This is a genomic window from Streptococcus atopicus (assembly GCF_049166725.1).
GTDB lineage: Bacteria > Bacillota > Bacilli > Lactobacillales > Streptococcaceae > Streptococcus > Streptococcus hominis.
Genome location: NZ_JBMHFC010000012.1, coordinates 45,308 through 58,382 on the forward strand (window position 1 = coordinate 45,308; position 13,075 = coordinate 58,382).

Sequence of the window (13,075 nt, forward strand, 5' to 3'; positions counted from 1 at the left end):
GAATAACCTACAATCAAAATCACTCCTCATAAAGGTTTTTTATTTCGAAATTAAATAGCAAATAATTGACCTACAAGATAAGTTACTGTCATAGTCAAAAGTCCAATGACTAAGTTTCGAATCATGGCATTTTTTATCGGGGCTTTTCCTAACTTGGCACTGGTGTATCCCGTTCCCAATAGTGATAAAGCAACGATGACTACTGTCGCCGGAATTCTATAACTAGCAGAAAAGAAGACAATGCTCAGCATGGGAAAGATAGCTCCTGCTACAAAAGCGATAAAGCTGGAGATTGCTGCATGCCAAGGATTAGTAAATTCTTCCACTTCAATACCATACTTTTCCGCTACCAAAGCTTTGAGAGGATACTTTAAAAAAGCTCGATTGGTTAAAAGCTGGGCAGAAGTCTCACACTCGCCATTCTGGATATAAGCTGCATAGAGCGACTGCCTAGCAATATCTGGATTTTTCATTAAAAGATCTCGCTCTCTAACAACTGCGGCCTCCTCCGTATCCTTTTGAGTGGAAACAGATACATATTCACCACCTGCCATGGAAAAAGCTCCCGCAAAGACTGCTGCTAACCCAGAAAGAAAGATAATCCAAATACTTTCTGTCGCACTTGCTACCCCTATTACCACACCCGCGATAGAAATAATACCATCATTGGCCCCCAATACTCCAGCTCGCAAAATATTAAGCCGACCACTAAAATTCTTATCAATCTCTTGTTCTCTCATCATCGTCAACCTTCTCTTTATTTAGAATTATTATAAATAAAAACTTAATCAAGCACAAGAGAAAAGAACAAAATGAGAAAAGTTCTACTATTTTAATAAAATTTCTTGAACATCTACTTGGACAGCAACGTTTTACTTTTTAGCAAACTCAAAACAAGACCATTCTACCAAATCACACACATATATATTTATGATAAAAGGTCATCCGATTGATACCACAATCTTCTACACTGTCCATCGTAAATTTTGTTAATAGCTTTTATAACAAAATGTTTAAATGAAGCTTCTAAAGTTCATTTTGTCGCTTGAGATATTCTTTTGCTCCTCTTGTTTTTTAGCAATCTTTTCTCCTGAAAATCAGAAAAGGGAGTGGAGGCTGGGACAGAAGTCCGACCTCAAATATAAAAAGCGAACAAAACTAGTTTTCTGGTAATCAGAATTCTGCTTTATTCGCTTTTCGCATTTAATTATAGATTTGAAGGGCTTAATAATTAAGATTTTTAAAAATTGAAATCTTTTTGTCCCAAACTCACCCCCGCAAGGGTGCTTAAACAGTTATCAAGCTGTTTAAGGTTGCAGATGAAGAAAACGAAGTTTTCGTCAAAGGTGCTCTTCCGAGCCTGAAAAGCGAATGAAGAGCCCAATCACCTACTGCGTTATTCGTTTAGTACTAAATCTGATAGAAGCTGGGACACTTTTTGCCCAGCCTCTTTCAATTATCTATTTCACCTTAAAACTCTGCCTCAACCCGATAGATGACTTGACCTTTGTTGGCAAATTTTTGCTCATATTCCGTCATCACATTATTCTCAAAGTCGCTCGCGTGCAAATCCAACCAAACGCCATTTAGTTTCATGCCGTATTGAGAAAAGCTCACCAAGCTATATTCAAAGAGGCCACGATTATCTGTTTTGAAATGAATCTCTCCATGTTCTGGTAAAATTTGCTTAAAGGTATCGAGAAAAGATTTGTAGGTCAAGCGCCGTTTTTCATGGCGTTTCTTGGGCCAAGGATCAGAAAAATTCAGATACAAACGATCAATCTCTCCATTTTCAAAGTAGTTGGTCAAATCAGAACCATCTACCCAAAGGAGCTTGATATTGGGAACATCAGCTACTAAAACCTTATCCAAGGCGTAACTCAAAACAGATTTTTGAATATCAATTCCGATATAGTTAATTTCTGGATGAGCTTTTGCCATTTCTGAAACAAACGCACCTTTCCCACTTCCCACTTCAATATGAATAGGGTGCTTATTCCCAAAAATCTCATGCCACTTGCCCTTTGCTTCAGCAGGATTTAAAATCACATATTGCGGGTTTGCTTCTAGTAATTCCGTTGCGCCTTTGCGATTTCTAACTCTCATGACACCTTTCTTCCGTATTTTGAGCGGAAGTTGCGCAAGGCATAAATCTCCCGATTCACATTTTCCAAGTCTGCATTTTCATAATACTTCGCAATCTGACATAGGTAAGCATACTGACCATACCAGTATAATTTCTTCAATACCGTTTCATTATAGCGATAGCCATAGTAGGTCAACCATTCTTTCCAACGCACCTCTGGAATATAATGGCTTAATATATGAGCCACATCAAACATACGATCTGTCAATCGAACAGAATCCCAATCTACTAAATACACCAATCCACTATCTGTCTCAATCCAGTTACTATGACGCACATCGCCATGCACAATCGTTGCATGATCCTCGCGAAATTGTGGTAAATGACTACGCATATCATTTAAAATCGACCGTAAGTAATGATTATTTCCAATTGCCAATGGTGCGTGTTCTAACCAAGATTCCAATAAATCTGCTGGCGTCTCCAAGGAATAACCCAACCGACGCAACTGTGTCATCAAAGGACGTGAACGATGCAGCCGTGTCAAAATATTTACAATTTGTTTTTTGTCCATTTCAGTCGGCGTCAAAATTTTTCCTGATAGCCATTCCTGTGCACTCATGACATTGCCGTCTGCCATGCGACGACTCCACAATAATTGCGGTGCGATTTGTTCTCTAGCCAAACCTACTAAGATTGGGGTCGTGTTCATCTTGACGAAAACGCGCGCCCCATCTGGATAGGTGCCCATGTAGGCTTTCCCACTTTTACCTGCAATTGGTGTCAGAGTTAGCTCATTATCAACCAAGTCCATTGTTCCCCTCCGTAAAAAGTTTCCTATCTATTTTACTAATTTTACTTCCTTTAGTCAACCAAACTTCTTAATTTGAATGGTAAATAAATGACATAGAGTAGCAATGTGATTCCTATCATAAAAAGCAAAGCTACTCTATCTTGGAAAAACAGCAAAGCCATCATTGTTTCCACAAAAATCATGCTGTAGCCAATAAGAGCAATCACTTGTTTCACTCCTTTTAACTTTGAGTTGATTTCTAAAGGGAATAAGAACGTCAAATATTGGTAATCAAAGGCATGGTACAAGGCTGTCAACTGAAATAGCAGGAGATAATTTAACAATGCCACAAATATGGCAGCAATCCACGATTGACTGATAAAACCAATTCCCAAAAGAGACAGAAACAGCAACCGTATAGTCAAGGCAAGAAAATCACCATTGCGCAAATAAGAACGCAAATACATATTTTGCCAAGTAGTCGACTGTCTTTTTGGTAGAATATTCGTCAAACCATCAAGATATGCTCGGCGTTTTACGCTATTGGAAATTCCCTTAACATTGGTAAAGAGAGCAAAGAAACGCAGAATCGTCTGTTTTCGTCTTTCTTCGTAAGCAATGAGATAGCCCCAATTCACTCCTGCACCTTGGTAAAATTTCTGGCTTTTTTGCAAAAAGATAAACCATTTTGCTAGCAACATAAGAAAAACAAGAATAAACCAGCCCCAAAGCGGCATGCCTAAAGCAAGAAGAAGCGGTGCTAATAGTAACAACGCAACGGTTTGAAGCAAGGCCCATAATCGATAAGATGAACGCATTTGTTCTTGTAAGTAGCTGTTTAGTTCCTCTTCTTTGACCAATAAAAATAGACTATCTGGTTTTTCCATATATGTTGCGATTCGTCCCAGAGGCAACAATAAAATCAAAAGAACTGCTAAAGCAAGAATGATTGGCAGGTGATTTGAAGGTAAATTTCGCAACAACTGACTGTATTGAACAGCTAAAAAGCCAGTAAAAACTAATAAAAAGAGGACAAAATGGTCGTTAAAAACATAGCGCGAATACTTCAAACATTGATTGCGAAATACTTGTTTGCGCTTTTGAAACAGTTCTCTCATAGGCTCGCCTCTTCTGTCAAAGCTAGATAAATGTCATTGAGACTAGCTTCTGGCATGGCAAATTCTGCTCGTAATTCTGCTAAATTGCCTTTAGCTCGGATTTCTCCCTTATGCAATATCACGAATGAATCACACATCTTTTCTGCCGAATCCAGCACATGCGTACTCATGAGAATTGACTTGCCTTTTGCCTTTTCATCCTCCAAAAGCTCTATCAAGTCAGCAATGGCAACTGGATCAAGTCCCAAAAATGGTTCATCAACGATAAAAAGGCTGGGGTCAACCACAAATGCACAGATAATCATGACTTTTTGCTTCATTCCTTTAGAAAAATGCACCGGAAACCAATCTAATTTTTCTTTCAAGCGAAACATGGTCAATAATTTCTCCACGCGCGCAAAAGCCACCTTTTGCTCCACATCATAAGCCATAGCAACCGTTTCAATATGCTCGCGCAGCGTTAATTCCTCATACAAACTAGGTGTTTCCGGAATAAAACCAATTTTCTTACGATAAGCCGTAGGACTATCTTGCAGTTTGGCACCGTCAATTAAAATTTCACCTTTATAAGGAGTTAAAAGTCCGATAATTTCATTGATTGTAGTGGATTTACCCGCACCATTCAAACCAATCAACCCCACCAGTTCCCCATTTCCTACTGTGAAACTGATGTCTTTTAAAACAGGGATATTCACATAACCCCCTGTAAGCCCTTTTATTTCTAACATATTTTCTCCAAATTCTGGTATAATGTTCTTATATTATAACAAAATCTAGCAAAGTAGAGGTAAATTTGATGGCAGATTGCATTTTTTGTAAAATTATTGCAGGAGAAATTCCAGCTTCTAAAGTATATGAAGACGATGAAATTCTAGCATTTTTAGACATCTCACAAGTAACACCCGGACATACCTTGGTTGTCCCTAAAAAACATTTCCGCAACATGCTTGAAATGGACGGTGAAGCTGCCAGTCAACTCTTTGCACGCATTCCAGATATTGCTCGTAAAGTGATGAAGGCGACTGGTGCAAAGGGAATGAATATCATCAATAACAACGAAGAAATTGCCGGTCAATCTGTCTTCCATACACATGTCCATTTAGCACCACGCTATACAGAAAATGATGATTTAAAACTGACTTTCGTGGCGCACGAACCAAACTTCCCTGCTCTTGCAGAATTAGCTGAAAAAATTTCAAAAGCATAAGGAGAAACCATGAAACTTAGTAATCTATTGTTATTCACCGGTGCAGCTGCAGCCAGCTTTTGCCTTGTTAAAAATAGAGAAGAACTCATGAACGAGGCTGTTGAAAGTTATGAGCTAATGGACAGAATTCAAGACAATCTACAAAATATTCAACGAAATCTCCAAGCCGTTCAAGAGCAAAAAGACAATCTCCAAACAATTTCACAGGATTTGACTTACCAATTCAAACTTTTTGAGCAAGACACTACTGCTCGACTTCAGCAAATTCAAGACATCTGGAACACTCGCATCAACTAAGAAATAAAAAAGAATTTAGACACACGCTAAATTCTTTTTTATCATGTCATTGTCCGTATTGACCGTAATACTGTCCATTTTGATCTGTTCCATAAGAATTGCTTGAATACGCAGAAGAATCAGCAGCACCAGTTGTTGTGCCATTTCCTGACTGACTGGAACTAGGAGCAGCACTGCCATACAATTCTTCATATAAAACCGCATTGGTTTCCAATTCAGTCACTTCGTCCAAGCCAAGCGATTTTCTCAGAATATTTTGCATTTCCAACATATGCTCCGAAGTGACGATTTGGTAAGAACCCCCATCTGCTAAGGTGGCATCTTCACCTTTTAATTGCTTGCTTTCAATCTTTTTGAAAGCATCTTGGTAACCTAATAATTGCGGAATACTGCCAGAAGACAACTCTACATTGGTCTGCATATTGTTGCTAACAGCTTTTAAAATAGCTTGATAATGGCTGACACTATTTAAACTCAGCACTTTTTGGACTACTTTTTGAATGACTTCTCGTTGACGCTTTTGACGGCCATAATCCCCTTCTGGATCTTGATAACGCATGCGAGAATAAACCAACGCCTGATCTCCGTTGATGTGTTGCTTACCTGGTTCAACAACTGCTTTGTATTCTGGTTCATTTTCTTCAATCGAAATAGGGAAACCAAGTGTGTTATTGACCGTGATACCGCCAACAGCATCAACCAATTGTACCAGACCTTTCATATTGATAAGCACATAGCGGTCAATGTGAATATTCATCATCTTTTGCACTGTGGAAATAGCTAGCTCAGCTCCACCATTTGCATAAGCCGCATTGAGCTTTGCTTGCATGGTTTCGTTGCCATTTTTTATATTGGTGAGAATATCCCGCTCCAAACTCATCATCGTAGTCTTTTTCGTCTTAGGATTGACCGTCATGAGAATCATGGAATCACTATTTCCAGCCCACCGATCTGAGCGTGAACCACTACCCGTATCCACTCCCATTAAGAGCAAGGTAAGTGGTTTGGTAGCTGCAATAACATCTGTATCTTTCCCAAAGCTCTTGTAAGTCTTAGACAATACATCCGTTGATTGGTTATAAATCGTAAATCCATAAACGCCTAGTCCTGTAACCGTTACAAGACACAAGCTTAAAAACATTAAGATAATTTTTTTTAACATATTATTCTAATCTATCAGTTTTCCCATTAGGTAAACATCAAGAAATTTCCCTTCTGCAAGATAGGCTCCTCTTTTTTGAATGCCCTCAATCTCAAACCCAAACGCCTGATACAAATGAACAGCACGCTTATTTCTGACTTGTACAGTTAATTCTAATCGTCGAATCACTCCAGAATTCTCTGCCCAGTCTATCGCTTCTTCTAGAAGAAATTTCCCTAAGCCTTGATTCCAAAATGCTCTTTTAACCACGATAAAGACCTGTCCAATATGTCGAATCCGCTCATGAAAATCAGCTGTAATGCTTACAAGACCAGCAATTTCATTATCTAATAGTGCAATTAGATAAATCTGGTTATCTGACGCAGCTTGATGTTGAATGAAAGAGCTCATCTGCTCTTCTGTCATCAAAATCCCTGCAGCATCTAATGTCATGTAATCTGATTCTTTTCCAACTTGATTAAGAAAATCAATTAAAGATTTGGCGTCTTGAGGTTCTGCTTCTCTTATAACTAGCTCTAACTCAGTCATTGACAAATTCCTCAAGCAGTTTCTCAGCTCGATGTCCTTTTGCATCAAAGACCAATTCTCGACCATCACTTTTTCTTAAAATTGTCAATTTGAGATAGTCACTTGGCAAACTATCTCCCAACAATTCGCCCCATTCAATAACCGTCACTCCATCTCCAAAGAGAAAATCGTCTAAATCAATAGAATCTGGATCTTCTCCAATGCGATAAACGTCCAAATGATAAAGCGGCAGGCGTCCATCATATTCTCGTACAATAGTATAGGTCGGACTTTTGATCATTTGTTTGATACCCAGTCCACGTGCTAACCCTTTGGTGAAGGTTGTTTTCCCAGCACCCAAGTCACCCGTTAAAATCAAAACATCTTGCTTCTGGAGTAAAGCGCCTAATTTCTCGCCCCACACCATTAACTCATCTTCATTATGGCTAAACATTTTATTATTATATCAAAATTTTTCTATTTCTGCTGAAATTTAACAAAAGAAAAGCTAGCTCCAAAGAACTAGCAATTTTTCAATCATTAAGCTAAAGCTAGACTGATAAAGTTTAAGATAAACAAAGCATCCAATACCCAGATAATTGGGTGAACTTCCTTGGCTTCACCTTTGATGATTTTCACAAATGCATACATGATGAATCCTGCAGCAATACCATGAGTAATACTGTAAGTAAAGCCCATGAAAACGGATGTAAAGAAGGCTGGTACTGCTTCTGATAAATCGTCCCATTCGATATCTTTCATACTGGAAAGCATCATAATTCCGACAATGATAAGAATAGGAGCTACTGCTACTGTTGGGACAATAGCAAGAAGTGGACTAAAGAAACTTGAAATAGCAAACAAAGCCGCAACGACAAGTGCTGTTAAACCTGTACGACCACCGGCTTCAATCCCAGCTGCACTTTCTACATAAGTCGTGACATTTGAAGTTCCTGCAATCGCACCAATCGTTGTCCCAACCATGTCTGAAAACAGCGCCTTGTCCATTTTAGTCTGAAGCCCAGACGAATCTTTAGCAGCTTCTTCATCTGCAATATTAAAGATACCTGCTTTACGACCAGTACTAATCAAAGTTCCAATATTATCAAAAATATCTGTTAATGAAAAGGCCAAAATAGCAAGAAGTACTTCTGGAATGCGAGCTGGTTTTGCAAATAAAGCCAGCAAGCCATCTTTACCTAGTGCCGCACCAAAAATCTTTCCTAAATCCTGAACAGCAGCACCGATATTATTGGAAGCAAAATTGATTTTTGAAAGGTCTACGACCCCTACCAAAATGGCTACGATTGTGGTTGCCGCAATGGAGAGAACAATCCCTCCGCGAATGCGTTTGAGAACAAAGAAAATGGTGATGAAAATTCCAAACAAAGCTACAAGAACAGCTGGATTGTTAAAATCTACCAAGCCCGGCGTTGCCATTCCATTAGCTGTAATAGCTGCTTGTGCTTTATCAGCGCCTTTTCCCGCAACAGTATATGTTCCCGGATCGATTGAAAATTTCAAAAGTCCTGCTTTTTTCACTCCGATATAAGCTAGGAAAATCCCAATCCCACCAGAAATAGCGTATTTCAAACTCTCTGGAATTGCATGAATAATGATTGTGCGAACCTTGGTCAACGTGACAATAATACTAATAATCCCGCAGAGGAAAACCATTGCCAGCGCCTCTTGCCATGTATAACCAAGTGCAAATACAACGGTATAAGTAAAGAAAGCATTCAGTCCCATACCAGGTGCCTGAGCATAAGGAATATTGGCATACAAAGCCATCATCAGCGTCCCTGCAACAGTCCCAATGATAGTCGCTAAGAAAACACCTTGTGCTGGCATGCCTGTTTGACTGAGCATTTCAGGATTGACAAAGAGAATATAACTCATCGCAAAGAAAGTGGTTAAACCAGCAAGAACTTCTGTACGAACAGTCGTACCGTTCTCTTTTAGTTTAAAAAACTTATTCATTTTTAAAATCTCCTTAAATTTTACGAACGATAATAGATATAATATCACAAAACATTCATGATTTCAACAGAAGTTTTAAAAACAAACAAATTAATTCAATGTTTTATACAGAAAATCTTTATTTAGACTGATTTTTACTCAAAAAGACCAAGGACATGATTTGAATAAAGGTAAACCCTAAAATGAATAGCAGGCGCTCCCTCTGCAAAGCAGCTGTCAATCGCTCAAAGACTAATGTAGGATGACTGACTAGATCCCAAGAATTGAGCCGATCATAGCGACCAATATAAATTGCGAGACTCGATAAAAATGAGACGGCTCCAATAACCAAATATTCCAGCCACCATCTGAGCTTCAAATAGCCAGAAATCAAATTCCAGCTCTCTATTCCGCATAGAACCCCGAAGAAAATACTTGGAACAAAGGCCATAAAAAGATGCAGACTTTCTCGGTTCCACAAGGTGTCACTCACCCAGTGCATGTGTACCAAGTCCGTAATCATATAGAACGTATTGGGATAAAACACCAGCCAAAGAATCGCTACAGGTAAGAAAAACCATTTTTTCTTAAATTGAATGGCTATAAAAGCCGCATCATAGGCAACCAAAGCTAGAAACATATTCCAAATCAAATCTGGACCTTTTGTCAAAATTCCTTCAGCATAAATGATAGCAGAAATAATCGCAAAGAAAATATGAATGATAATTGTTTTACGCATACTCGATTTCCTCCTTCGTTATATAAGAAAACATTATATCACAAATTCTGCACTTTCATCTTAAAATCTGCTATAATAGAAAACAGCACAAATGAAAGAGTAGACTATGACAAAAAAAGTAATTGCAGTAGATTTAGACGGAACCTTGCTCAATTCTGACAGCAAACTATCTGAATTTACAAAAGAAACCATTAAAAAAATTTCTAAAAAAGGACATCATGTTGTCATCACAACCGGACGCCCTTATCGAATGGCTCGGGAATTTTATAAAGAATTGGAACTGCACACTCCAATGATCAACTTTAATGGCTCTTTGACCCATATCCCGGAGAAAAAGTGGCAACAGGAAAGATGTATCACCTTAGATAAAGAATATCTATTAGACATTGTCAAAAGGAAGGAAGAGATTGAAGCAGACTTCATTGCTGGAGAATATCGGAAGAAATTTTATATCACAGCCCCCAATGAAACGATTGCCGACCCGAAATTATTTGGTGTAGAATCTTTTCAACCTGAAAATCAATTTAATCCAGAATTGGTTACCAAAAATCCCAACTGTATCCTTTTGCAAACGCATACCAATGATAAATACGCTTTAGCGGATGAGTTGAATCAATTTTATCAACAACAATTATCTATCAACACTTGGGGCGGTCCGCTCAATATCCTTGAATGCACTCCAAAAGGCGTCAACAAAGCTTTTGCTTTGAAACATTTATTAGAGGTTCTGAACGTGGAGCGAAAAGATTTGATTGCTTTTGGTGACGAGCACAATGATACAGAGATGTTAGCTTTTGCCGGTACTGGCTATGCCATGAAAAACGCTAGCCAAACACTTCTTCCTTACGCAGATGAGCAACTGCCGCTGACCAATGATCAAGACGGAGTCGCTCATCAATTATTGAAACTATTTTTATAATGAGACTTAGAGTTGGACAGGTTTTCTGCCTGACTCTTTAATATTTACACGTAATCTTCCCAGATTTCATTTTTCTACGACTGATTGTGCACTAGCAATCATGGGGCGGTCTCATCAGCTGTTGATTTTCAATTATTTCCTATCAGTTTATTTATGCTATAAATTGAATATTATAAATTTTGTTTTTTAAATTTAAAATGTTTCTAGATTTTTTATTGATTTTCCTCTTTCTTATTTAATAATTCATGTAGATAGAATTATTTTTTCAAAATTTTCATTATTTTTCCAATCGTTTTTCAAGGTTAATATATTGTTTAAATGGCTAGTTTTGTCCGTTTACAATCTGTCAAAAATATGAAAGATTTTGATTTTTTTAGCTCAAACTATTGCATTTTTCATGAAAACGTTTTATACTTAAGTAGTCTTAAATTTTTCTTAAACTTAAGTCAAACATTTTATAAGGAGGAAAGACAATAATGAGTATCGGAATCATTATTGCAAGCCATGGTGAATTTGCTGCTGGTATTCATCAATCAGGTTCTATGATTTTTGGTGAACAAGAAAAAGTTCAAGTTGTAACTTTTATGCCAAATGAAGGTCCTGATGATTTGTATGCTAAGTTCAATGACGCTGTGGCTGCTTTTGACGCGAACGATGAAGTTCTAGTTTTGGCTGACCTGTGGAGTGGTTCTCCATTTAACCAAGCTAGCCGCGTAATGGGTGAAAATCCTGACCGTAAGTTCGCGATCATTACAGGTTTGAATCTGCCAATGTTGATTCAAGCTTATACTGAACGAATGATGGATGCCAATGCTGGCGTTGACGCTGTTGTCGCAAACATCATCAAAGAAGCGAAGGATGGAGTGAAAGCTCTTCCTGAAGAACTAAATCCTGTAGCTGAGGTAACAAGTGCACCAGCTGCACCAACTGCTCAAGCTGCTATTCCAGAAGGAACCGTTATCGGCGATGGCAAGTTGAAAATCAATCTTGCTCGTATTGATACACGTCTTCTCCACGGTCAAGTTGCAACTGCTTGGACACCAGATTCTAAAGCAGACCGTATCATCGTTGCTTCTGACTCCGTATCAGCTGATAAACTTCGTAAAGAGTTGATCAAACAAGCTGCTCCTGGTAATGTCAAAGCAAATGTTGTCCCAATTGACAAATTGATTGCGGTAGCAAAAGACCCTCGTTTTGGTAACACACATGCACTGATTCTTTTTGAAACTCCTCAAGATGCACTTCGTGCTGTTGAAGGCGGTGTCGAAATCAAAACACTCAATGTTGGCTCAATGGCTCACTCAACTGGTAAAACAATGGTCAATAACGTTTTGTCAATGGACAAAGATGATGTTGCAACCTTTGAAAAATTGCGTGACCTCGGAGTGGAATTTGACGTACGTAAAGTGCCAAATGACTCCAAAAAAGATTTGTTTGACTTAATTAAAAAAGCCAACGTTCAATAATGGAAAGGATTTAGAATATGTCAATTATTTCTATGATTTTAGTGGTCTTCGTTGCCTTTCTTGCTGGACTTGAAGGAATCTTGGACCAATTTCAATTCCACCAACCACTTGTTGCTTGTACCCTTATCGGTCTAGTAACAGGACACTTGGAAGCAGGTGTCATCCTTGGTGGTACACTTCAAATGATTGCTCTTGGTTGGGCAAACATTGGTGCTGCAGTTGCTCCTGATGCTGCACTTGCTTCTGTAGCATCTGCAATCATCATGGTACAAGGTGGCGACTTCACTGATAAAGGTATCAGTTTCGCTTATACAACTGCTATCCCTCTTGCAGTTGCAGGTCTCTTCCTTACAATGATTGTTCGTACAATTTCAGTAGGTCTTGTTCACGGTGCTGATGCTGCTGCTAAAGAAGGTAACATCGGTGCTGTAGAACGTACTCACTTAGTTGCACTTCTTCTTCAAGGTCTTCGTATTGCTATTCCTGCTGCTCTTCTTCTTGCAGTTCCAACATCAGTCGTTCAAGGTGTCTTGAATGCTATGCCTGCTTGGTTGTCAGGTGGTATGGCTGTCGGTGGTGGTATGGTCGTTGCCGTTGGTTACGCGATGGTTATCAACATGATGGCAACTCGCGAAGTATGGCCATTCTTTGCTATCGGTTTTGCACTTGCAGCTTTATCAAACCTTACTCTTATTGCTATGGGTACTATTGGTGTCGCAATTGCCTTGATTTACATCAACCTTTCTAAAAAAGGCGGAAATGGTGGCGGCGGTTCTGCTACATCAAATGACCCAATTGGTGATATTTTAGAAGACTACTAAG

15 protein-coding genes are annotated in these 13,075 nt (G+C 38.7%); 5 read left to right on the top strand and 10 right to left on the bottom strand.

Features of this window, described 5'->3' with window-relative positions:
• Positions 1-50: 50 nt before the first annotated feature.
• The 5 genes from ACOMA9_RS08305 to ACOMA9_RS08325 all read right to left on the bottom strand — a co-directional run bounded on the left by ACOMA9_RS08305 (position 51) and on the right by ACOMA9_RS08325 (position 4,725).
• The gene (locus ACOMA9_RS08305) at positions 51-740 is read right to left on the bottom strand and encodes a VIT1/CCC1 transporter family protein (protein WP_151380365.1); all 690 of its coding nucleotides are present in this window, start codon (positions 738-740) and stop codon (positions 51-53) included.
• Positions 741-1,470: 730 nt separating this feature from the next.
• Positions 1,471-2,106: a tRNA (guanosine(46)-N7)-methyltransferase TrmB gene (gene trmB, locus ACOMA9_RS08310; RefSeq protein ID WP_059221167.1), complete on the bottom strand. Its 636-nt coding sequence runs from the start codon at positions 2,104-2,106 to the stop codon at positions 1,471-1,473.
• On the bottom strand, positions 2,103-2,900 hold the full coding sequence (gene ccrZ / locus ACOMA9_RS08315; RefSeq protein ID WP_151380359.1) for a cell cycle regulator CcrZ: 798 nt from the start codon (positions 2,898-2,900) through the stop codon (positions 2,103-2,105). The genes trmB and ccrZ overlap by 4 nt, the downstream gene beginning before the upstream one ends.
• Positions 2,901-2,950: 50 nt before the next feature.
• Complete coding sequence (locus tag ACOMA9_RS08320; protein WP_151380358.1) at positions 2,951-3,997, bottom strand: ABC transporter permease; 1,047 nt, start codon at positions 3,995-3,997, stop codon at positions 2,951-2,953.
• Positions 3,994-4,725 carry an ABC transporter ATP-binding protein gene (locus ACOMA9_RS08325; RefSeq protein WP_049517074.1) on the bottom strand — a complete coding sequence of 244 codons (732 nt, stop codon included), beginning with the start codon at positions 4,723-4,725 and terminating at the stop codon, positions 3,994-3,996. Before ACOMA9_RS08325 ends, ACOMA9_RS08320 begins: the two co-directional genes overlap by 4 nt.
• A 68-nt stretch (positions 4,726-4,793) precedes the next feature.
• Between ACOMA9_RS08325 and ACOMA9_RS08330 the strand changes: the two genes are divergently transcribed.
• Complete coding sequence (locus tag ACOMA9_RS08330; protein WP_003025977.1) at positions 4,794-5,204, top strand: HIT family protein; 411 nt, start codon at positions 4,794-4,796, stop codon at positions 5,202-5,204.
• A gap of 9 nt (positions 5,205-5,213) precedes the next feature.
• On the top strand, positions 5,214-5,501 hold the full coding sequence (locus ACOMA9_RS08335) for a hypothetical protein (RefSeq protein ID WP_084740938.1): 288 nt from the start codon (positions 5,214-5,216) through the stop codon (positions 5,499-5,501).
• Between the two features lie 46 nt (positions 5,502-5,547).
• Here ACOMA9_RS08335 and lytR read toward each other — a convergent pair whose 3' ends face one another.
• The 5 genes from lytR to ACOMA9_RS08360 all read right to left on the bottom strand — a co-directional run bounded on the left by lytR (position 5,548) and on the right by ACOMA9_RS08360 (position 9,868).
• Positions 5,548-6,663, bottom strand: a complete 1,116-nt coding sequence (gene lytR, locus ACOMA9_RS08340) for a glycopolymer--peptidoglycan transferase LytR (protein WP_057489571.1) — start codon at positions 6,661-6,663, stop codon at positions 5,548-5,550.
• Between the two features lie 6 nt (positions 6,664-6,669).
• Positions 6,670-7,191 carry a GNAT family N-acetyltransferase gene (locus ACOMA9_RS08345; protein ID WP_003043184.1) on the bottom strand — a complete coding sequence of 174 codons (522 nt, stop codon included), beginning with the start codon at positions 7,189-7,191 and terminating at the stop codon, positions 6,670-6,672.
• Entirely contained in the window at positions 7,184-7,624 is a 441-nt protein-coding gene (tsaE, locus tag ACOMA9_RS08350; protein ID WP_151380357.1) for a tRNA (adenosine(37)-N6)-threonylcarbamoyltransferase complex ATPase subunit type 1 TsaE, read from the bottom strand. The genes ACOMA9_RS08345 and tsaE overlap by 8 nt, the downstream gene beginning before the upstream one ends.
• An 86-nt stretch (positions 7,625-7,710) precedes the next feature.
• A complete protein-coding gene (locus ACOMA9_RS08355) occupies positions 7,711-9,150 on the bottom strand; it encodes an NCS2 family permease (RefSeq protein WP_057489568.1) in 1,440 nt (479 codons plus the stop codon).
• A gap of 118 nt (positions 9,151-9,268) precedes the next feature.
• A complete protein-coding gene (locus ACOMA9_RS08360) occupies positions 9,269-9,868 on the bottom strand; it encodes a DUF1361 domain-containing protein (RefSeq protein WP_059221180.1) in 600 nt (199 codons plus the stop codon).
• A 106-nt stretch (positions 9,869-9,974) separates the two neighbouring features.
• On the opposite strand from ACOMA9_RS08360, the gene ACOMA9_RS08365 reads away from it, so the two are divergent.
• The 3 genes from ACOMA9_RS08365 (at position 9,975) to ACOMA9_RS08375 (ending at position 13,074) form a co-directional block, all read left to right on the top strand.
• Positions 9,975-10,787, top strand: a complete 813-nt coding sequence (locus ACOMA9_RS08365) for a Cof-type HAD-IIB family hydrolase (RefSeq protein WP_247906725.1) — start codon at positions 9,975-9,977, stop codon at positions 10,785-10,787.
• Between the two features lie 476 nt (positions 10,788-11,263).
• Entirely contained in the window at positions 11,264-12,253 is a 990-nt protein-coding gene (locus ACOMA9_RS08370) for a PTS sugar transporter subunit IIB (RefSeq protein ID WP_004224338.1), read from the top strand.
• 17 nt (positions 12,254-12,270) lie between these two features.
• Positions 12,271-13,074 (top strand): PTS mannose/fructose/sorbose transporter subunit IIC, encoded by an 804-nt coding sequence (locus ACOMA9_RS08375; RefSeq protein WP_003033793.1) that lies wholly within the window; start codon positions 12,271-12,273, stop codon positions 13,072-13,074.
• Position 13,075 lies beyond the last annotated feature (1 nt).

Coding starts and splice junctions, on each gene's coding strand:
- ACOMA9_RS08325 (WP_049517074.1), bottom strand. CDS start 4,725: ATGTTAGAAATAAAAGGGCTTACAGGGGGTTATGTGAATATCCCTGTT.
- ACOMA9_RS08345 (WP_003043184.1), bottom strand. CDS start 7,191: ATGACTGAGTTAGAGCTAGTTATAAGAGAAGCAGAACCTCAAGACGCC.
- ACOMA9_RS08330 (WP_003025977.1), top strand. CDS start 4,794: ATGGCAGATTGCATTTTTTGTAAAATTATTGCAGGAGAAATTCCAGCT.
- tsaE (WP_151380357.1), bottom strand. CDS start 7,624: ATGTTTAGCCATAATGAAGATGAGTTAATGGTGTGGGGCGAGAAATTA.
- ACOMA9_RS08320 (WP_151380358.1), bottom strand. CDS start 3,997: ATGAGAGAACTGTTTCAAAAGCGCAAACAAGTATTTCGCAATCAATGT.
- ACOMA9_RS08335 (WP_084740938.1), top strand. CDS start 5,214: ATGAAACTTAGTAATCTATTGTTATTCACCGGTGCAGCTGCAGCCAGC.
- ACOMA9_RS08365 (WP_247906725.1), top strand. CDS start 9,975: ATGACAAAAAAAGTAATTGCAGTAGATTTAGACGGAACCTTGCTCAAT.
- ACOMA9_RS08375 (WP_003033793.1), top strand. CDS start 12,271: ATGTCAATTATTTCTATGATTTTAGTGGTCTTCGTTGCCTTTCTTGCT.
- ACOMA9_RS08355 (WP_057489568.1), bottom strand. CDS start 9,150: ATGAATAAGTTTTTTAAACTAAAAGAGAACGGTACGACTGTTCGTACA.
- ACOMA9_RS08370 (WP_004224338.1), top strand. CDS start 11,264: ATGAGTATCGGAATCATTATTGCAAGCCATGGTGAATTTGCTGCTGGT.
- ACOMA9_RS08360 (WP_059221180.1), bottom strand. CDS start 9,868: ATGCGTAAAACAATTATCATTCATATTTTCTTTGCGATTATTTCTGCT.
- lytR (WP_057489571.1), bottom strand. CDS start 6,663: ATGTTAAAAAAAATTATCTTAATGTTTTTAAGCTTGTGTCTTGTAACG.
- ACOMA9_RS08305 (WP_151380365.1), bottom strand. CDS start 740: ATGAGAGAACAAGAGATTGATAAGAATTTTAGTGGTCGGCTTAATATT.
- ccrZ (WP_151380359.1), bottom strand. CDS start 2,900: ATGGACTTGGTTGATAATGAGCTAACTCTGACACCAATTGCAGGTAAA.
- trmB (WP_059221167.1), bottom strand. CDS start 2,106: ATGAGAGTTAGAAATCGCAAAGGCGCAACGGAATTACTAGAAGCAAAC.